The 19,542-nt window shown below is 61.5% G+C and carries 17 protein-coding genes; 7 read left to right on the top strand and 10 right to left on the bottom strand.

Features of this window, described 5'->3' with window-relative positions:
* Nucleotides 1-1,253: phytoene desaturase family protein (locus BM229_RS17020; RefSeq protein WP_093928830.1), on the bottom strand; the 1,253-nt coding region annotated here is incomplete at its 3' end.
* A 103-nt stretch (nucleotides 1,254-1,356) separates the two neighbouring features.
* Here BM229_RS17020 and BM229_RS17015 point away from each other — a divergent pair.
* The gene (locus tag BM229_RS17015; RefSeq protein ID WP_093928829.1) at nucleotides 1,357-2,916 is read left to right on the top strand and encodes a phytoene desaturase family protein; all 1,560 of its coding nucleotides are present in this window, start codon (nucleotides 1,357-1,359) and stop codon (nucleotides 2,914-2,916) included.
* Here the strand turns inward: BM229_RS17015 and BM229_RS17010 are convergent.
* From BM229_RS17010 to BM229_RS16970, 9 genes are all read right to left on the bottom strand, one after another.
* The gene (locus tag BM229_RS17010; RefSeq protein WP_093928828.1) at nucleotides 2,913-3,944 is read right to left on the bottom strand and encodes a trans-3-hydroxy-L-proline dehydratase; all 1,032 of its coding nucleotides are present in this window, start codon (nucleotides 3,942-3,944) and stop codon (nucleotides 2,913-2,915) included. The two genes, BM229_RS17015 and BM229_RS17010, sit on opposite strands and share 4 nt — an antisense overlap.
* Complete coding sequence (gene lhpI, locus BM229_RS17005; RefSeq protein WP_093928827.1) at nucleotides 3,937-5,634, bottom strand: cis-3-hydroxy-L-proline dehydratase; 1,698 nt, start codon at nucleotides 5,632-5,634, stop codon at nucleotides 3,937-3,939. The genes BM229_RS17010 and lhpI overlap by 8 nt, the downstream gene beginning before the upstream one ends.
* Before the next feature lie 16 nt (nucleotides 5,635-5,650).
* Nucleotides 5,651-6,652, bottom strand: coding sequence for a 4-hydroxyproline epimerase (locus tag BM229_RS17000; RefSeq protein WP_093928826.1), 1,002 nt, complete (start codon nucleotides 6,650-6,652; stop codon nucleotides 5,651-5,653).
* Between the two features lie 8 nt (nucleotides 6,653-6,660).
* Nucleotides 6,661-7,884, bottom strand: a complete 1,224-nt coding sequence (locus BM229_RS16995; RefSeq protein WP_093928825.1) for an NAD(P)/FAD-dependent oxidoreductase — start codon at nucleotides 7,882-7,884, stop codon at nucleotides 6,661-6,663.
* A complete protein-coding gene (locus BM229_RS16990; RefSeq protein WP_093928824.1) occupies nucleotides 7,884-8,606 on the bottom strand; it encodes an amino acid ABC transporter ATP-binding protein in 723 nt (240 codons plus the stop codon). The genes BM229_RS16995 and BM229_RS16990 overlap by 1 nt, the downstream gene beginning before the upstream one ends.
* Nucleotides 8,599-9,252: an amino acid ABC transporter permease gene (locus BM229_RS16985; protein WP_067260889.1), complete on the bottom strand. Its 654-nt coding sequence runs from the start codon at nucleotides 9,250-9,252 to the stop codon at nucleotides 8,599-8,601. The genes BM229_RS16990 and BM229_RS16985 overlap by 8 nt, the downstream gene beginning before the upstream one ends.
* A gap of 13 nt (nucleotides 9,253-9,265) precedes the next feature.
* Nucleotides 9,266-9,931 carry an amino acid ABC transporter permease gene (locus tag BM229_RS16980; RefSeq protein ID WP_067937274.1) on the bottom strand — a complete coding sequence of 222 codons (666 nt, stop codon included), beginning with the start codon at nucleotides 9,929-9,931 and terminating at the stop codon, nucleotides 9,266-9,268.
* Nucleotides 9,932-9,991: 60 nt separating this feature from the next.
* Complete coding sequence (locus BM229_RS16975; RefSeq protein WP_093928823.1) at nucleotides 9,992-10,798, bottom strand: ABC transporter substrate-binding protein; 807 nt, start codon at nucleotides 10,796-10,798, stop codon at nucleotides 9,992-9,994.
* Between the two features lie 244 nt (nucleotides 10,799-11,042).
* A complete protein-coding gene (locus BM229_RS16970; RefSeq protein WP_093928822.1) occupies nucleotides 11,043-12,560 on the bottom strand; it encodes an aldehyde dehydrogenase (NADP(+)) in 1,518 nt (505 codons plus the stop codon).
* A 106-nt stretch (nucleotides 12,561-12,666) separates the two neighbouring features.
* Here BM229_RS16970 and BM229_RS16965 point away from each other — a divergent pair, with 106 nt between their 5' ends.
* From BM229_RS16965 to BM229_RS16945, 6 genes are all read left to right on the top strand, one after another.
* The gene (locus tag BM229_RS16965; protein ID WP_093928821.1) at nucleotides 12,667-13,695 is read left to right on the top strand and encodes an Ldh family oxidoreductase; all 1,029 of its coding nucleotides are present in this window, start codon (nucleotides 12,667-12,669) and stop codon (nucleotides 13,693-13,695) included.
* A 199-nt stretch (nucleotides 13,696-13,894) separates the two neighbouring features.
* On the top strand, nucleotides 13,895-14,446 hold the full coding sequence (locus BM229_RS16960) for a 2OG-Fe(II) oxygenase (RefSeq protein WP_093928820.1): 552 nt from the start codon (nucleotides 13,895-13,897) through the stop codon (nucleotides 14,444-14,446).
* Nucleotides 14,447-14,700: 254 nt separating this feature from the next.
* Nucleotides 14,701-16,302 carry an OpgD/OpgG family glucan biosynthesis protein gene (locus tag BM229_RS16955; protein ID WP_244152254.1) on the top strand — a complete coding sequence of 534 codons (1,602 nt, stop codon included), beginning with the start codon at nucleotides 14,701-14,703 and terminating at the stop codon, nucleotides 16,300-16,302.
* 32 nt (nucleotides 16,303-16,334) lie between these two features.
* A complete protein-coding gene (locus BM229_RS18460) occupies nucleotides 16,335-16,469 on the top strand; it encodes a hypothetical protein (protein WP_276326654.1) in 135 nt (44 codons plus the stop codon).
* Nucleotides 16,470-16,474: 5 nt separating this feature from the next.
* Nucleotides 16,475-18,280: a glucans biosynthesis glucosyltransferase MdoH gene (gene mdoH, locus BM229_RS16950; RefSeq protein ID WP_093928818.1), complete on the top strand. Its 1,806-nt coding sequence runs from the start codon at nucleotides 16,475-16,477 to the stop codon at nucleotides 18,278-18,280.
* The gene (locus tag BM229_RS16945; protein ID WP_093928817.1) at nucleotides 18,267-19,532 is read left to right on the top strand and encodes an OpgC family protein; all 1,266 of its coding nucleotides are present in this window, start codon (nucleotides 18,267-18,269) and stop codon (nucleotides 19,530-19,532) included. The genes mdoH and BM229_RS16945 overlap by 14 nt, the downstream gene beginning before the upstream one ends.
* The last annotated feature ends 10 nt before the right edge of the window (nucleotides 19,533-19,542 follow it).

The raw sequence follows: 19,542 nt of genomic DNA, 5'->3' as shown, positions 1-19,542 counted from the left end.
CTCTCCCAATCTCGCGCCGCGATTTCACCCTTGGCATCGCCTTTGATCTGCCCCGGCACCATGCGGACCTGAAGCCAAAGCACGTGTTTCCCCTCTGGTGCACGGCTGGGGTCCATCACCGTGGGCTGGCCGCAGACGATCACCGGCTCATCCGGCAGCATCCCGGCTTTGGCCTGCGCATAGGTCCGCGCCATCTGGTCCATCGATGGGGCGAGATGCACATAAGCGAAGCGGTTCAACTCGGCGGCAGGCCAGTTCGGTAGGTCGTCCATCGCCAGATGGATCATCATCGTGCCAGGCGCATGTTGGAAGGTCTTCATCGCCTTATCATGCCGCGCGTCGCCACTGCCGCCGGTCAATCGCAACAAAGCTGAAGGCGCGACATTGGCAATCACTGCCTTGTCGGCCCCAATAAAGCGCCCATCGGAAAGTGTGATCCCGGTCGCCCGACCACCGGCCTCTTCGATGCCCGTGACCTCTGCGTTGCAGGTGACGCTGCCGCCGCGCGCTTCGATCATCCGTACCATCGCGCGGGTTACCGTATCGGCCCCGCCTTGGCCCAACACCATGCCAAAGGCCTGTGCCGCCATGGCTTCGAGATAGGGAAACAGCGCGCCACCGCCGATGTCAGGGGCGAAATCCAGATGCATCCCCCACGCGGCGAAAGTGGCCTTTACTCGGTCATCTTCAAAGGTCTGATCCAACCAAGCCCGTGGCGACATCATCAGAAACTGCGCCAAGTCAAGGCTGCCGCCCGCCCCGCGTTTGCGGAGCGTCGAACAGCCGAGTTTGGCGAGAGACGCCGCCCGCATTGGGCTGCCAAGCAGGGAAAAGATCGTCTCAGCCTCAGCAGGAAAATCATCGCTTAGCCGGTCCCACGCCTCGGCATCCGCCGCGCTGAAACCGGCAATCCGCGCCCGGTTTAGCGCGCGGTCATTTGAAATGCCCAGCCAACGCCCGTCCGGAAACAGGCTCGCAAAAGGGTTCGCCGTGGGCGCAAAGCCCAGCCCATGGCGTGCAAGCTCTTCGCCGTGTTCCGTATGGAACGCAGACCCCGCAAAAAGCGACAGGTTCATCGCCGCCCAGTCATGCCGGAACCCCGGTTGCGTATAGGCGCCTGACTTGACCGCACCCCCCGGTTCGCCCGCTTGCTCATAAACCGCCACACGCCAGCCCCGCGCCGCCAGATGGCAGGCACAAGCAAGGCTATTGTGCCCCGCGCCGATGATGACGGCATCAACATTTGATGTCATTTCCCAATTCTCCCTGAGCAAGATAATTGCAAACGCATATTTTTTTGTCTAGCTTTGTTTCAAGTATCTCGAACGTCACGAAACATTTGCGGAAGGATTGGGCATGACTGATGTCGATCACATCATCATTGGATCCGGCATCAACGCGCTGGTCGCGGCGGCACTGCTCAGCCGCAAAGGCGACAGCGTGCTAGTGGTCGAGCGCGAAGACCGGATCGGTGGCTGCATGATGACCGAAGAGGTCACACTGCCCGGCTTTCATCATGACGTTATGGCCGCGACCTTCGTTCTATTTCTAACCGGCCCCGCTTATGGTGCTTTGGGCGAAGATCTTGCCAAACATGGGCTGGAATTCTGCCACAGCCCGCATCCCACCGCTGCCCTGCGTCCCAATGGTCAAGCCCTGCGGCTGGAGATGGACCGCGCGACGAATGTCGCGGCCTTCAACGCGCGCGCGGCGGGGGACGGGGATCAACACGCGGCGGATGTGGGCGCGATTGAGGCGGACGCGGATTTTCTTTTTGCGCTTTTGGGGCAGCCGCTCTGGTCGCGCCAGTCTGCATGGCTGCTGGCAAAACAGGCATGGAAAAAAGGGCTTGGCCCGCTTAAATCATGGTTCGGTGAGGCGTTGGAGCCGGGCCGTGCCTGGCTTGAGACCTGCTATGAAAGTGACGACGTTCAGGCGCTTTGGGCACCCTGGGTTTTGCATGTAGGACTGACACCAGAGGCCAGCTATGGCGGACAGATGAGCCGGGTCATCGCCTTCGCGCTGGAGGCCGCAGGCGCGCCCGTGGTCAAGGGCGGCGCGGGACAGATGGCGGTGGCGTTCGAGAGATTGATCGCGGCAAACGGCGGCGAAATCCGCACCGGCGTCGAAGCCAGCCGTATCCTTGTCGAGAACGGAGAGGCGCGCGGGATTGAGACGTCATCAGGCGAGAGGATCAACGCCAAGAATGTCATCGCATCCGTCGCGCCGGGGCAGCTTTACGACAGCTTGTTAAAAGATCAACCGTGCCCCGAACATCGCCGCAAATTCCGCCACGGGCGGGGTAACTTTCAACTGCACTATGCGCTGGATGGTGACCCCGATTGGGTTGCCGAGGGGCTAGAGGATGTCGCTTTGATCCACCTGAACGACGGGATCGACGCCGTCTCGCGCGCCTGTAATGAGGCTGAGCGCGGGCTGCTTCCTGCTGTGCCTACAATTTGCGTCGGGCAACCGCATCGCCTTGATCCCAGCCGCTGCCCGGAGGGGAAGGCGGTGCTCTGGCTGCAAATCCCCGACGCGCCGCGCGTCATCAAGGGGGATGCTTCTGCTGAGATCGAAAGCACCCCTGAATGGACCGAGGCGATGCGCGAGGCCTTCGCCGACCGGATCGAAGATATTCTGCGTAAGAGCATCCACAACTTCGATGAAATCAAACTTGCCCGGCGCGCCTATTCGCCTGCCGATCTGGCCGCGATGAACGTCAATCTGGTGGGCGGTGACCCCTATGGCGGGGCCTGTACCTTGGATCAATTCTTCCTCTGGCGGCCTTTTGCCGAACAGAAGAACTACGCCACCCCGATCAAGGGGCTGCACCATATTGGCGCCTCGACCCACCCCGGCCCGGGTTTGGGCGGGGGTTCGGGGTTCAACTTGGCGAAAGGGATGGGCGCTTAGCCGCGCGCGCCCCAAGTGTCGGACAGGCGGTATCCGCCGGGCCACGGATCGTCGGGGTCCAGCATGTGCTGGTGGATGCCGGTGATCCATCCCCTCCCTGAGAGTTCGGGAAGGATGGCCGGATGATCGCCGACGCGGGTCTCGCCCAAGATCCGCCCGGTAAAGGTGGAGCCGATCAGCGAGACGGTGGTCAGGCTGTCTGCCACCCCCATCTCCCCTCGCGCGTGCAGCAGCGCCATCCGCGCGCAAAGTGCTGTGCCAGTGGGGGACCGATCCACCTTGCCGGGCTGGATTGCCACTGCCGCCCCGGCGCGCAGGCCGGTCTCGTCACGGGTCACTGGTCCGGCGAAAAGGCAGAAAGAGAAATGCTGCCAATCGGGGTTATCGGGATGCTCAAAGCGCATCGCGGCATTGGCGGCATTGGTGATCCGCACCCCGAGACGGGCAATATCATGGGCCTCATGTGCCTCAAGCGAGAACCCCATCGCGGCGGCATCGACGACGACGAAACTGTCACCGCCATAGGCGGTATCCACGGTGAGCGTGCCCAGCCCTTCGACCTCCAGCGGAACATCAAGACGGGCCGCGAAGCTCGGCAGGTTCTGCACAAAGATACGCTCTGCCTTGCCATGGCGACATTCGGCGCGGACCTTTACCAGCCCTCCCGGCGCTTCGAGGGTCAGTTCGGTCACCGGCTCAGTCATCGGCAGGATACCTCCGTCAAGCAGGACAGTGGAAACGCAAATCGAGTTGGAGCCAGACATCGGGGGCGTGTCTTCCGGCTCCATAATGATGAAGGCCGCATCGGCGCGGGGGTCTTTCGGCGGGACCAGCAGGTTCACATGGCGAAACACCCCGCCGCGCGGCTCGTTCAAAACGAAGTTGCGCAGGGTCTCATCCCGCGCGATCCAGCGGCTTTGCTCCCAGATCGTGTCGCCGGGGGGCGGGGTGACACCGCCGACGATAACATCGCCGACCTCACCCTCGGCATGGGCCGAGATCACATGCACCGTCTTACTGCTACGCATCCTTGGTTTCCTCCTCGGTCAGCCATCTTGGCACTGCCTCCCCCGCCTGCCCCGTCACGGCGGCCTCCACACAATCGGCGATACTGCCAAAGCGCACGGCCCGGCCCGACAGACCGGGGGCGTAATGGGCGTATTTGCCCGAGTTGGTCATCAGCACCTTGGCCGAGGGCGGGAAGACCGGCTCGGAAATCGAGCACCAGCAGATGTCGGGCACGACCTGCACCCCTGCCGCTTCGAGCCGTGCCACGGTGCCGTCGTCACGCGCCGCGGCGAGCGTATCATGCCCAAGGGTAACGATAGCCGCCGTGTCTGGGTCACGTTTTCGCCCGGCCAGCGCCGCATCCAAAGCCCGGCATTCCGCGAGCGAGAAATGCGGGCTGCCGAAGGCTACGAGATCGACTTGCGCAGGCCCCGCGTTGAATTGCCGCCAGACACGACGCAGGTCTTCGGGCGTGATGCGCAGTGTATCGGCCTCGGCCACAGGGGGCAGATCGGCTTCGGGCGTGACGCCTGCCACATGCAGCATCGGCGCGGCAGAGGTGGTGCCGAAAGCGGCGCAGAGCGCTTTGAGGTCATCCTCGTTCGGCGCAGCGGTTTCCAGCCCGCGCAGCAGCGGGATCCGGTCGGGTGCCGCCTGCCCCGCCAGCCAGCCGAGCATCGGCCAGATCGCCTCATCATATTGCGCGGGCAATGTCACATCGATCACCCGGCGTGGGGTGCGGTGTTCATCCAGATAGACCCCCGAGAGCGGCGCGCGCGTTGTGAGCGCGATACACAGGTCGAGGAAATCGGGATGTTTCACCGTCCGTGCGCCAAGCACGCTATTGGCATAAATCACCGCATTGGATTCCGACCACGCGATGAACTCCCCCCGCTCGGGCGGGGCGGGCAGTTGATAGGGCGCGCAAGTGAAACTGGCGCGCGCGCCCATGGTGACATAGGCGTCGGCCAGACGGCTGGCGGGCAGGCCGAAATCTGGCGGCACGCCTTGTGCGCGCCAGTTGCCGTGGTCGACCGAGATGGCATTCATCGTTGTCGGCACCCGAACTTTTGAGCCCATATCGGCCATGGTCTGGGCAAAGAGCAGGTTCGCAGGGCTGGCGTAGATACACCCATCGATATGCACGCGCGTCACGTCCACCAGCCGCTCGGCCCCCTGCCCTCGCGCCATGGTGCAGGTGATCTCCATCGCCAATTGAACTGCCGGACCGTCGGCCCCATCAAGCATTGCCTGATCCTCAGCGGTAAGATGCAGATCGCGGGCGGGCCTGTCGGACAGGGGCAAATCCCACGCGTCGGTGCTGAGCATCTCAGGCGTGATCCGCGCGTTGCGCGCCTTGGCAAGCAGGTCGTAGTCCTTTGCGCCAAGCCGCAGCACCGCCAGTGGCTTGTCGAACATCTTCCCCGCGATCAAGGCACCCAAGGTCAGGATATCTTCGGCCTCGCGAAAGACCAAAGCGGCGGGGGCATGACCATTCAACGCCAGTTCCAGCAGCACGCCACTGCCGGTGCAGGAGCCCCGGCTGGTGGGCATCAACACGATCCTCCCCGCCAGCGACTGACCGCAGAGCGGGTGATGCGCGTCGATGACCTTGCCTGTGGCCGGATCGACGCCACCCCAGAAACTCAGCCCCTCGGAGGAAGCCAGCACCGCGCCTTTGGCCTCGGCGGGAACGATAATTTGCGCCATGGGGAGCCTTTCCAAGTCAGGTGACGACAAAGCCATGCGCGAAGGGATCACGCTCGTCGATAAAGAGGGTGTTAAAGCCGGTGACCCGCGCCCAACCTGCGATAGAGGGGATGATCGCGGGCTTTCCCGCCACCTCCGCCGCCGCCTCGACACAGCCTTTGAACATCGACCCGATGATGGATTCATGCACGAAGTCGTCGCCCACCTTCAGCTTCCCCTTGGCCGCAAGCTGAGCCATCCGCGCCGAGGTGCCGGTGCCGCAGGGGGAACGGTCGATCGCCTTGTCGCCGTAGAAGACCGCGTTGCGGGCGTGGGCCTCGGGCGCTTGGGCGGCACCGGTCCAGAGGATGTGGCTCAGCCCGTTGATCGCCGGGTGTTCGGGGTGGATGAATTCATATTTCGTGTTCAGCGCCGCGCGGAGTTTCGGGCTGAGGCCGACCAGTTCAGAAACCGAGAAATCCGCCATGTCGCGAAAATTCTTCTGCGGCTCGACGATGGCGTAGAAATTGCCGCCATAGGCCACATCAACCACCACTTCGCCCAGGCCCTCGACCTCCGCCATCAGCCCCTCGGCATGGAGGAAAGCAGGCACATTGGTCAGCCGCACTTCTTCGACGAAACGCCCCTCTTGGCGGTAGGTCACGTCGACCCGCCCGGCGGGCGTCTCAAGACGCAATTGGCCGGGGGTGGCGGGGGTGACGAGCCCGTTTTCAAGCGCGATGGTGACGGTGCCGATGGTGCCGTGGCCGCACATCGGCAAACAGCCCGAGGTCTCGATGAACAGCACCGCGATGTCGCAATCATCCCGCGTCGGCGGGTAAAGGATCGCGCCTGACATCTGGTCATGGCCGCGCGGTTCGAACATCAGACCGGTGCGAATCCAGTCGTACTCCGCCAGAAAATGCGCGCGCTTTTCCAGCATGTTCGCGCCCTTAAGCAGTGGCGCGCCGCCGGTAACGAGCCGCACAGGATTGCCGCAGGTATGGCCGTCGATACAAGGAAATGTGTGTTGCGTCATGTCAGCCTCTAAAAACGCGCGGGAGAGAATGGGGCAAGGTCGATGCCGGGGTCTTGGCCGGTCATCAGGTCCGCGATGATGGCGGCGGTGCCCGCCGACTGCGTAAGACCCAGATGCCCGTGGCCGAAGGCGCAGAGGACATCCGGGCGGCTCGGCAACGCGCCGATGGCGGGCAGGCTGTCGGGCAGCGAGGGGCGGAACCCCATCCACTGCGTGCCGCCTGAGGTGTCGAGCCCCGGCAGAAAACGTTTGGCCTTTTTCAGCATCGCATCGGCCCGGGCAAAGTTCGGCGGCAGGTCGAGCCCGCCGAGTTCCACCGCCCCGCCGACGCGCAGGCCGTTGCTGGCTTTGCTGATGACAAACCCATGGCCGCCGAAGGTGATCTGGCGCTTCAGGTCGAAGGCCCCGGCGGGCAGGGTCGTGTTATAGCCCCGCTCGGTCTCCAGCGGGATTTTCACGCCAGCGGTGCGGGCCAGATGATGCGAATGCGCACCGGCGGCCAACACCACGCGGCCCGGCATCATGCCAGCGGCGGTCTCGACCCCGCCCGCGACCAGACGTTCGGCGCGGGTGATCGTGTCCTCCCCGCCCCATGCGCGGAAGCGTTCGGCCATTGCCAGCACATAGTCGCGCGGGTCCGAGATCGACTGCCATTCAGGCGTGAAGGTCGCATGGGTGAAGCCGGGCGCAAGACCGGGTTGATAGGCTGCAATCTCATCGCCCTTGAGATGCGTGAAGGCGATCCCCGCCTCTTCGCGGGCCTGCCAACCGGGGAGTGACGCGCGAAACTCGGCCTCGCTTTCATAGACCTGCAACTGCCCATCATGCCGCATCATATGGGCCAGACCGCTTAACTCCAGATGCGGATCAAGAGCGGCCTGCGACAGCTTCATCAGCGCCGTTTGCGCCACGGTCGAAGCCCGCACCTGCGCGGGCCAACTCGCTTTCCAAAACCGCCACATCCACGGGGCGATCCGCCCGGCGTAGCGCGGTGGCACGGAAAGCGGCCCCAGCGGATCAAGCAACCATTTCGGCGCCTGCCGGATCATCCGGGGCGAGGCGAGCGGCAGGATCTCGGTAAAGGCAAAAGCGCCCGCATTGCCCGCTGAGGCGCCCGCTGCCGGGCCTTCACGGTCGATCACCCGCACGGGCAGCCCGCGCGCTTGAAGCGCCAGCGCGATGGACAGGCCCACCACGCCCGCGCCGACGACCGTCACCGGGGTTTGGTTCATTACCGGACGCTCGACAAGAATTGGCGGGTTTCTTCTTGCTGCGGATCGCCAAAGATCTGATCCGGCGCGCCGATCTCGGCCATGACGCCCTTGTGAAAGAACGCCACCCGGTCCGACACATCGCGTGCGAAACTCATCTCATGGGTGACACAGATCATCGTCATCCCCTCATCTGCAAGCAATTTGAGCGTATCGAGCACCTCGCCCACCAATTGCGGGTCGAGCGCCGAGGTCACCTCGTCAAAGAGAATGTAATCGGGCGACATGGCCAATGCACGCGCAATCGCCATCCGCTGCTGCTGGCCGCCCGACAGGCGGCTGGGGTAGACGTTGAGCTTGTCAGCCAGACCCACATGCGAGAGTTGCTGCACCGCGATCTCTTCGGCGTCCTTGCGGCCCATGCCTTTTACCTTGCGGGGGGCAAGTGTCACGTTTTCCAGCACCGTCAGATGCGGGAAGGCGTTGAACTGCTGGAACACGATGCCGATTTTACGGCGCAGCTTGTTCAAGTCAGTATCGCGGGCGTGGACTTCGGTGCCGTCGACCACGATGCGGCCCTTGTCGATCGGCTCCAACCCGTTGATACAGGTCAGCAGCGTCGATTTGCCCGAACCCGAGCCGCCGATCACCGAGACGACCTCGCCCCTTTGCACGGTCAGGTCGATGCCTTTGAGCACCTGAAGCGCACCAAAGGATTTGTGGACGTTTTCAATCTCAATCATTTTCTTGCCACCTTTTTTCCAAGCGGCTGCCAAGCCGGGCAATGGGGAAACTAAGCGCGAAATAGATCGCACCCGTTACGAGCAGGATGAACATCGGCTCTTGCAGGCGTGTCACCAGAATTTGCGAGGCGCGCAGCAATTCGATGATGCCGAGCCACATCACCAGCGCGCTGTCTTTCATCACGCCAAGCGTGAGGCCGATCCAACTGGGCAGACCAACCCGCAGCGCCATGGGAAAGACGATCTGCGTGAGGTCTTGGCCCCAAGTCATTCCGAGCGAGCGCGCCGCACGGCGGGTGACCGAAGGCACCGCCTCAATCGCGCCGCGCACGATCTCAGTGCAATAGGCCGAGGTATAAAGCGCCAGCACGATGCAGGAGGTCACGAAGGGCGAAATCCCCCAGCCCGCGATGGCCTGAAAAGCATTGGCAAGGATCAACTGGATCAGCAGCGGGACCGAGCGGAAGATATCCAGCACAAAGGTCAATGGCAGTGCCGCCCAAGGGCTGATCTGGCTGCGCAGCACGCCGAAGAAGACCCCCAGCAGCGTGCCGCCCACCACCGCGAATGCGGTGACCGAAAGCGTCACGCCCGCGCCTTTGAGCATGAACAACAGGTCGTTGAAGGTCAGAGCCGTATCAAACATCTATTCTCTTCCTTCAGTAGCGAAACAGGCGGGCGGCCAGAAGCCGTGCGCCGAGCATCACGGCTTTGGCGATCACGTAGTAGATCACCGCCGCCAGTGCGAAGAATTCAAAGGTCCGGAAGCTGCGCGCGTTGAGGTCTTGCGTGACCCCGGCGAGATCCGAATTCAGCCCCACCGTGACACCGAGAGAGGTCATCAGGATCGCCCAGATCATCTGGTTCGTGGTCGGCAGGAAGGAGATGCGGAACATCTGCGGCAGGATAATCAGGCGAAACGCCTTGGCCTGCCCCATGCCGAGCGACCGCCCGGCCCGCAGTTGCGTACCCGGAATGGCGCGCATCGCGCCGCGGAACGTCTCGCACAGGTAGCCCGCGTTGTTGAATGCGATCCCGGCCAGCAGTGCGGCATAGGGGCTGAGGTAAATCCCGAAAGACCCAAGCCCGAAATGCGCCATGTAAATCTGAAACAGCGCGGGCGTGTTGCGCGCCACTTCGACCCATGCGGTCGCAGGCGCCCGCAGCCAGCGCGACTTGGCATCGCGGCCTACGGCCAGCAGCACGGCGATCGTCACGCCGATGAGCATCGACAGGATCGATATCTGCAGCGTAACCAGCGCGCCTTCCAGCATCTCTGGGAAAGCGCGAAAGGCCTGTCGCCATTGAAAGGTGTAGTTGCCCATCTCTTGCTCCGATCAGCGGTTATCGGCAGTGGGGGCCGCAGACTGCGGCCCCCGCATCCATCAGCGATAGGCTTTGGCGATGGTCAGGTCGGGCGCGTCGCCGCCGACCCATTTGTCGAAGAGTTCTTGATAACGACCCGAACGGACCTGCTGGTTCACGAACAGGTCGAGATAGTTCAGCAGACCGTATTCCTGACGCAGGCCGATCAGACCGACATAGTCCACGTCGAACGGCGCGTCGCCCGCGATGGTCAGACCTTCGAATTTGCCGCCGTTAACGATGGAGGAGGCCACGGTGGAGGTCACGACCGTCGCGTCGATCTGGCCTTGGGACAGGGACAGGAACACATCGGCTTGGCTCTGATAGGAGCGGAAGCTGCCCTCGTCCCATGCGTCGACCTGCTCTTCCAGCGCGATGGCCTCAAACGTGCCCGCGACGGAGCCGACGGTTTTGCCCTTGAGGCTTTCAAAGCTGTCAACGCCTGCGTCTTCGCGCGTCAGCACAACGTTGGTAAAGGCGAAGTAGGGGACCGAGAAGCCAACCGTCTTCGCCCGCTCCAGCGTGTCGGAGGTGGAGGCAACGCCCACATCCGCGCGGCCCGAGACGAGGGCGGGGATACGGTCAGGGAAGGGCGTCTCCACGATCTCGGCTTCGACGCCCAGTGCGGCGGCCAGATCGTTGCAATAGTCCACGTCGAAGCCGACGGGGGTGTTGGTGTCATCGCGCGAGCCCATGGGCGGGAAGTCCAGCACCACGGCGCAGCGCAGCGTGCCCGAAGAAATGATGTCGTCCAGTTTGTCGGCCTGAGCGGCGGTGCCGATCACGGTCGCAGCCACGAGGCTCCCGGCGAGTTGCGTGAATTTCATAGATATCTCCCTCTTGGGTTGGTCGCCCCCGACTCTCTCTGGGCGGGGTACGGGGTGGTATGAAGGAACTATGTCCTCATTAAAAATACAATATGTATTTTTAATTTTTACCGGTGTGTCGACATATTTTTGAACTATTGAGACGCTATCGTCGTTGTTTGGGGATGGGATAGAGCCGCAGCCGCTCCATTTTCAGGCTGAAATGAGAAAGCCAGACACGCGGCCCGGCTTTCTCGGTCTGGTGTCACTCCGCCGCGTCTTCGGGCAGAAGCGCCTCCGGCAGGTTCTGATAGGAAACAGGCCGCAGGAAACGCCGGATCGAAAGGGTACCTACGCTGGTCGCGCCAAAGTTGGTGCTGGCCGGATATGGCCCGCCGTGCACCATGGAGTCCACCACCTCGACGCCGGTGGGGAAGCCGTTTGCCAACAGACGCCCGGCTTTGCGTTCCAGCACCGGCATCAAGACCCGCGCGGACTTAACATCCGCGTCATCCATATGCAGGGTGATGGTCAACTGCCCGTCCAGCTCAACCGCCAGTGCGCGCATCTCTTCCAGCGAAGAGACTCGCACCACCAAGCCCAGAGGACCAAATACCTCTTCATGCAGCGCCGGGTTGGCTTTGAACTCTGCGCCCGTGGTCTCGAACAGGGCTGGGGCGGCGTTGCGGCCTGTGCTGTCGGCCATATGCACTTGGCGCAGGCTTGGCGCGGATTTGAACTTGTCCCGACCTGCACAGAAGGCTTCGGCGATACCGTCGGTCAGCATGACCTGTTCGGCCACGTCTTGCAGTGCGGTGGCGGCACTTTGCACGAAGGCGTCTGCCCCTGCCCCGTCGATCACCACGGCGATGCCGGGATTGGTGCAGAACTGGCCCGCGCCCATGGTCAGCGATGCCGCCCAGCCTTTGCCCAGCTCCTCAGCCCGTGCGTCCATTGCGGCGGGCAGCATGAACATCGGGTTGACCGAGCCCAACTCCCCAAAGAAGGGGATCGGCTCTGGCCGTGCGGCGCAAAGATCAAACAGCGCCCGCCCCCCGGCGAGAGAACCGGTAAAGCCCACGGCTTTGATCAGCGGATGCTGCACGACGGCCTGACCAACCGCGCGGTCACCGCCTTGGATCAGCGAGAAGACCCCGCGCGGCATGCCACAGCTTTCGATTGCTGCATGGATCGCTTCGGCAACAATCTCACCCGTGCCGGGATGGGCGGAATGCCCTTTGACTACGACCGGGCAGCCAGCCGCCAGCGCCGCCGCCGTGTCACCACCCGCAACCGAGAATGCCAGCGGAAAGTTCGACGCGCCAAAGACGGCGACAGGGCCGATCGGGCGTTGCACCATGGTGATCGCGGGGCGCGGGGCGGGCTGGCGTTCCGGAATCGCCGCGTCAAACCGGCGGTCGAGATACTCACCCTTTTCAATATGCGAGGCGAAGAGGCGCAACTGGCCAACCGTCCGGCCCCGCTCCCCTTCAAGGCGCGCTTCGGGCAGGCCGCTTTCTTGGCTGCCGATCTCGGTGATCTCAGCCCCGCGTGCGTCAATCTCATCGGCGATGGCGTTCAGAAATTTCGCGCGGGTCGCCCGGCTGGAATATCCATAGTCCCAGAACGCAGCTTCGGCGGCTTGGCAGGCTTGGTCGACCAGTTCCACCGTGCCGACCGAGAATTCATGTGCGCTTCCGTGCGCGGGGCTGGAGCTAAAACGCGCGTCGGTCGCGATCCACTCGCCAGCGATCAGGTGTTTGCCATGGGGGGTAGAGGCCATCGTCTTATCCTTTCATGCGGGCCGCGGCCCGGTGTCAGCTTGCGTCTTTTCGCTACTGCATACATGATGTATGCATGATTGCAACCCAAGCCCTGCGAGGATCCAGATGACCGATACAACCCTGTCCCACGACGAACTGAATGAAATCGTCATTCGGATTTTCGAAGGTGCGAGCTTATCCCCGCTCAACGCGTCAGCTTTGGCGCGGGTGATCGTGGCGGGCGAAGGCGACGCTTGCAAATCCCATGGCATCTATCGGATCGAAGGCTGTCTGCGCACGATCAAAGCAGGCAAAGTTACACCCGACGCCGTGCCGCAGGTGAGCCACGACGAAAGCGCCATCGTACGCGTGAACGCGGGCGGCGGATTCTCCAACGCTGCGTTTGACGCAGGCGCCCCGGTGCTGGCCGAACGCTGTCGCGCCACCGGGATCGCCGCGATGGTGATCAACGACTGCACCCATTTCGCCGCCCTTTGGCCCGAGATCGAGGCGCTGACGGATATGGGCCTCGTTGCCATGGCCATGTGCCCCAGCTATGCCAGCGTCGCCCCTTCGGGCGGAACCGATCCGCTGATGGGGACCAACCCTTTCGCCTTTGGCTGGCCCCGCGCGGGGGGCGACCCTTACGTCTTTGACTTTGCCACCAGCGTCGCCGCGCGGGGTGAGATTGAATTGCACCGCCGCGCGGGCACCCCCCTGCCCGAAGGCTGGGCCATTGCGCCCGACGGCAGCCCGACGACCGACCCGGAGGCCGCCCTCGCCGGTGCCATGCTGCCCTTCGGCGGGCATAAAGGCTCGGCCATCTCCACGATGATCGAACTGCTCGCCGGGGTTATGATCGGTGATCTGACCAGCCCGGAAGCGCGCGATGCTCTAGGGTCGCTTAGCCTTGCCCCGGCCCATGGGGAGCTGATTATCGCTTTTGACCCGGCCCGCTTCGCCGCCGGGCGTCCGGGTGATCCAATGGCCCGCGCCGAACAGCTGTTTGAGGCAATCCTCGGCCAGGGGGCACGACTGCCTTCGCAACGCCGTTTCAAAGCCCGCGCCGAAACGCTGGCAGAAGGCATTCCCCTGACAGCTTCTGAGAAGAAGCTTCTCGATCAACTCTTGGTGCAAGGGCTGGACGCGGTTTGAAAAAAGCGGCTCACCGCGCAGGCGGTGGGCCGATCAGATGAGAAGAAGTGAAAGAGTGAGGGACCCGTAAATAAGCACTAGCGTTCCGATCTGAAATTCATGCTATGGCACTTCACCGAGCCTTCCGCGCTCAGAGAGATTCGCCGCCATGGGCGCGCACTTTCGAACAAGGCTCTTCTCATTCCAAAGGACCGAAGGAATGCTTGCACTACACACGATGCCGGCTGCATTCAGCCAAAGCGAATGCGATGCCATCATCAGAAGGATTTCGGACGTACCGACAGATGAAGCCCTGTTGGTGGGCCGGAACAGAGACCACAATCTGCGCAAATCCCAACTTGTCTGGACCGATGAAGTAGAGGGCACGGAATGGGTGATGGAGCGGCTGATTGATCTGGTGCGCACAGCCAACCGCGCGCATTTTGAATTCGACCTGACCGAGTTCGCCGAAAGCCCTCAGGTTGCAATCTACAAGGCATCCGATAGCGGGCATTTCGTCTGGCATTCCGACATCGGCAGCGGCGCGGCCGCCGGAAAGCGCAAGCTGACACTTGTCCTACAGCTCAGCGATGCCGACAGCTATGAGGGTGGTGACTTGGAGGTCATGCCGGGCGCTCATACCCTCACGGCCAATCGGACGCAGGGCTGCGTGAGCATTTTCCCCAGTTTCACGCTGCATCAGGTCACGCCGGTCACAAGTGGCACGCGCTATTCGATGACGGTTTGGGCGCATGGGCCGGCGTTCCGGTAAACCTATGCTTGGTAAGGCGGTTGTCCGGACTCAAGGCAGCCAAGACGTGGCGCAATGTCACAAAAGAGCGGCGATCCTGCGGAAATCAAGACGAAATTTTGAGCAATGTCCGAAGAACGCGAAGCCAATCGGCGGTTTCCCGCGCTGCCGTGCGGCAATTCGCTGAAAATTGTAGATTCAAGTTTTCAGCGGTGCCGAAAGCATTAGATAGGGAAAAAATTGCACACTCTTAACGTGTCTCTCGGAGTAATACATTGTCGGTTTCTAGCACTAAACGAATTGAAGGAACGAAAAACGATGGCTTGGAGCGGCGTCAGTTTCTGACGCTCTCGGCTGCGTCCTTTGCTGCGGCCCTTTTACCTTTGCGCAGTCAGGCGCAAGAGGTAGCCGAAGCGTCCTTCAGTTTCGATAATCTTGTCAACGAGATGCGGCAGTTGGCCCAATCGGCCTACGTCGCCCCTGAACCTGTTGAGGGTTTCCTCGCGGACCTTGATTACGACGCCTACCAACGGATCCGTTTCCGTCCAGAACAGGCACGCTGGCAGGAAAAGGGTGTTACCTTTAGGTTGCATGCCTTCCACCCCGGCTGGCTCTTCAAAGAAGCGGTCAAGATCAACGAAGTCGATGGCGACGCGGTGGCGCCGATGGGCTTTACCACAGCCGATTTTGAATATGACAATGACGACCTCGCCCAATCGGTTCCGCCCAATGCCGAGATGCCGGGAGTGGCTGGTTTTCGGCTGCATACACCGCTGAACCGCGCCGATGTTTTCGACGAGCTAATCGTTTTTCAAGGGGCCAGCTATTTCCGCGCTCTTGGCAAAGACACCCTTTATGGGCTGAGCGCCCGCGGCCTTGCCGTTAACACCGGACTGTCAGAAGGGGAGGAATTCCCCCGGTTCAGCGAGGTATGGCTGCGCCGACCTGAACCGGGCGACACTACGGTCATGATCTATGCTGCCCTCGATAGCCCCTCGGTTACCGGCGCGTATCAGTTTGCCGTCACACCGGGTGAGACGACGGTCGTTGAAGTCACAATGCGCCTTTTCCTGCGTAAGGATGTCAAACAGCTTGGCATTGCGCCGCTTACGTCGATGTTCCTACACAACGGTGCGGACAAGGGTGATTTCGACGATTTTCGCCCCTCGGTACATGACAGCGAAGTCTTGGTGCTGAACGTCGGCAAAGACACGACCCTCTGTCGGCCGCTGAACAATCCACCACGGCTTGCAAGCTCGTATTTCGGGGCCGAAAACCCGCGCTCCTTCGGGTTGGCCCAACGCAACCGAGATTTTGAGCATTACCTTGATGCGCAGGCCCATTACGAGCGCCGCCCCTCGTTGATGATCGAGCCGATGGGCGATTGGGGCAAAGGCATGGTGCGTTTGGTTGAGATCCCTTCGGATTTGGAAGGCAACGATAATATCGTCGCTTATTGGATTCCTGAGGCCGATACCCTTGCCGGGGACGAATTGGGTTATAGTTACCGTATGCACTGGGGGATGAACCCACCGGGTGCGACATCTCAGACCCTTGGCCGTGTTGTGCGGCTACGCTCTGGCCACGGAGGGGTAGCAGGTGTTGAAGCAGATACCGAAACGCGCAAATTCGTTATTGATTTTGCCGGCGGCCAACTGAGCGATATGCCAAGCGACGCAGAGCTGGAGCCTGTTGTCAGCGCGCAGAATGGGGAAATAGTAGAGGCAATCCTAAGCCGTGTAGATGGCAGAAATGAATGGCGGTTGGTGCTGGAATTGCGCGCCGAGGCCGACGCCATCGTCGAGATTAAGGCAGTTCTATCGGGATATGACCGAAATCTTACAGAGACATGGGTGTACCAATGGATCAACGCATGAGCACTAACGATGGGGAGCCCCCCTATTCGGCAATGACAACGACAGTGGAGGATTGGATGCCCCCGGTCGCCCCCCTTGTCATGCCTCGTCAAACATTGGAACGGCGCGCCCAACGGCTTGGGATCGCTGAACTGACGCGGGCCTTGTTGCTGCGCCGCAAGGCCTAAGCTCAATGACACTCCAGCAACGGCAATTGGCGGCGGATACCCCCACCCGCTTCGCGCGGGCGCTTGCCGTGACCATTTCGCTTGGCTGTGCTGCCTTGGCTTCGATGCTATTGGCAGAAGCGGCTGCACGGGATGGTTTCAGCGGTTGGGATGGCATCCGCGCCGTACTTGTTTTCGTCACCACAGCTTGGCTGGCATGGGGCGCGTCGCTTGCGTTGATCGGCTTGTTCGGGGGTAGAACAACCGCCCTTCGCCCCGACCTTCATGCGCCGCAGCCCCGCACCGTGATCGCCGTGCCGATCTGTAACGAAGACCCGCTGACCACATTCGCACGCATCGCAGCCATAGACCGGTCTGTCGCACGGGCCGATGTGACCGCAGATTTTGTCGTTCTGTCCGACACCCGCGATGATGGGCTTGCGGGTAAAGAACAATTCGCCTTTGCCCGATTGCTGCGGGAAACGGATGGTGCGGGGCGCATTTTCTACCGCAGGCGGCGCGACAATTCGGGCCGCAAGGCTGGCAATATCGAAGAGTTCATCCGCACTTCGGGCGGGGCCTATGAACTTGCCGTGATCCTTGATGCAGACAGTCTGATGGAGGGCGACACAGTCCGGGCGATGATTGCCCGTATGCAGTCCGATCCGCAGCTTGGCTTGTTACAGACCCTTCCCAAAATCATCGGCGCGCGGTCCTTTTTTGGCCGCGCTCTGCAGTTTGCCTCATGGTTTCATGGCCCGATCTTCACCCGTGGCCTCGCGCGCATGCAGGGGCCGACGGGGCCGTTCTGGGGCCATAACGCAATTATTCGGGTACAGGCTTTCGCGGAAAGTTGCGCCCTCCCTGAGCTTTCCGGCCCGCCCCCATTGGGCGGCCATATCCTAAGTCATGACTATGTAGAGGCCGCGCTTCTCGCCCGTGCAGGCTGGAAGGTTGAGGTTGATGAAACCTTAGGCGGCTCATTCGAGGAAGGTCCGGAAAACGTGCTTTCTTTCGCCAGAAGAGAGCGTCGCTGGTGCCAAGGTAACCTGCAACATTCCCGGTTGATCTTTGCCCCCGGACTTGCGGGTTGGAGCCGGTTTGTGTTCCTCCAGAATGTGACCGCCTATGTTGTCTCTCTCCTCTGGGCGGCGTTTTTGGTCACCTCGGCCATCAGCACGCTTTACGCGCCGCCGCCGGAGTATTTCCCCGGGCCGTACCAACTCTTCCCCGTATTCCCTGACACCAGCACACGCGAAATCACGTTGCTGGCCTTGGGCGTTCTGGGCCTGCTGGTGGTGCCAAAAATGCTGATCCTTCTGCATGCCATCTTGCTTGATCGCGCACGAGATTTTGGCCGCAGCCTGCGCATGGCGCTTTCCGTGCTGACCGAGATCATTCTGACCACGCTTTTAGCCCCGTTGATGCTGCTTTATCATAGCCGTGCCGTGGTGCAGGTTCTATCGGGGCAAGACGGCGGCTGGCCTGCCAATCAGCGCAACGAAGGGCAACTCAGCCTATGTGACGGTTGGGCGGCTGGGTATTGGATCGTTTTGGTCGGTGCGGCGATCATCGCTGCGGTGCAGTGGCTGGCACCTGACCTGACAATCTGGCTGCTGCCAGTGGCTGTCCCGATGCTGTTTGCCCCCTTTCTCATCGCCTGGACCTCCCTTCCGCTGAACCGTGTCCTGTTCGCTGTGCCTGAAGATGCGGCCCCCCTAGATGTTGTGACAGAGTACGATAGCATCTGCGATGTCTGGCGCCTGACATGGAATGATGAACACTTGATGCCCAAAGCCACTTCGCCGGACCTGACACATGCAACAGCATAATCCCGGCCTACCCCCTGCGGCCGCGGCCGTCGGGACCGTGCGCGTGGGCAAAGCCCCCCGCGATCCGCGCATTGATGTGTTTCGCGGCATCGCGCTGGTAATGATTTTTATCAATCACGTGCCAGGGAACCCCTATGAGTATTTGACCATCCGCAACCTTGGCTTTGCCGATGCTGCAGAGGCGTTTTTCCTCATGTCCGGTATCGCCGCAGGTCTGGCCTATACGCCTAGGTTTATCGAAAAAGACCGCATGAGCCATGGTCTTTGGCGTGCAATTGCGCCGTTGTGGAAACGCGCGTGGTCGCTCTACGTCGTGCAGATCGCGCTTTCTGCCGTGGCATTGGGCATCTTTGCGGCAGCGTTTCAGATCACCACGCAGGCTGAGTTCCTGACCAAGATCAACATGCGACAGGTATTTCAAAACCCGACCCAAGCTCTGATCGGCATCCCGCTTTTGACGCATCAGTTCGGCTATGTGAACATTTTGCCCGCCTATTCGGTTCTGCTCGTTTGCGCCCCGGCGGCGATCATGCTTGGGCTACGTCGGCCCCGGCTGCTGTTGGCCCTGTCGCTTACCCTATGGCTCGTGACCGGAATTTACCGCCTGAACCTTCCAAACTATCCCAATCCGGGCGGCTGGTTTTTCAATCCCTTCGCATGGCAGGCGATTTTTATCTGCGGGCTGCTCGTGGGGCTCAGCCAACGCCAAGGCTATCGGTTCTTTCCCCAGTCCAGGGCGCTGTTCTGGCTGTCAGTCACAGTGCTGCTGGGGATACTTGCATGGAAATACGTGCCAGGATTGGGTCAGTTCTTGAACCTTCAGATGCATCATTTGCGAGAGGCTGGCGTGCCTTTCAACTTAACGTCGCATGACAAAACCTATCTCTCGGCCCCTCGGTTCATTCATATTCTGGCTTTGGGGTATTTCTTGTCGCAACTTCCCACAGTGACCCGCATGGCAGCGCATCGGATGGCCAGCCCCTTCCGCCTGATTGGGCAGCATGGGCTTCTTATCTTTGCAAGTGGGACCGTTCTGGCACTGTTTTGTCAGACTTTGATGCTCGCCAAACCGGAAGCCGTGTGGATGGTTTGGGTTCTACCCGTACTCGGAACAGGCGCGCTTTTGGGCATCGCGTGGATTGCCGAAGCATCACGGCGGGTGCTGTCTGCCCCACCGACAGCAGCGGAACGACAGCCCGCCTTAACCGGAACAGGCTTTGAAAAACCGCTTACAGTGCAATCAAAACTTTGACTTGAAGGGG

Origin of the sequence: Sulfitobacter dubius (assembly GCF_900113435.1) — a bacterium.
Classification (GTDB): Bacteria; Pseudomonadota; Alphaproteobacteria; order Rhodobacterales; family Rhodobacteraceae; genus Sulfitobacter; species Sulfitobacter dubius.
Note: the sequence above shows the minus strand (reverse complement) of the source record. Positions and strands in the feature narration are given on the sequence as shown.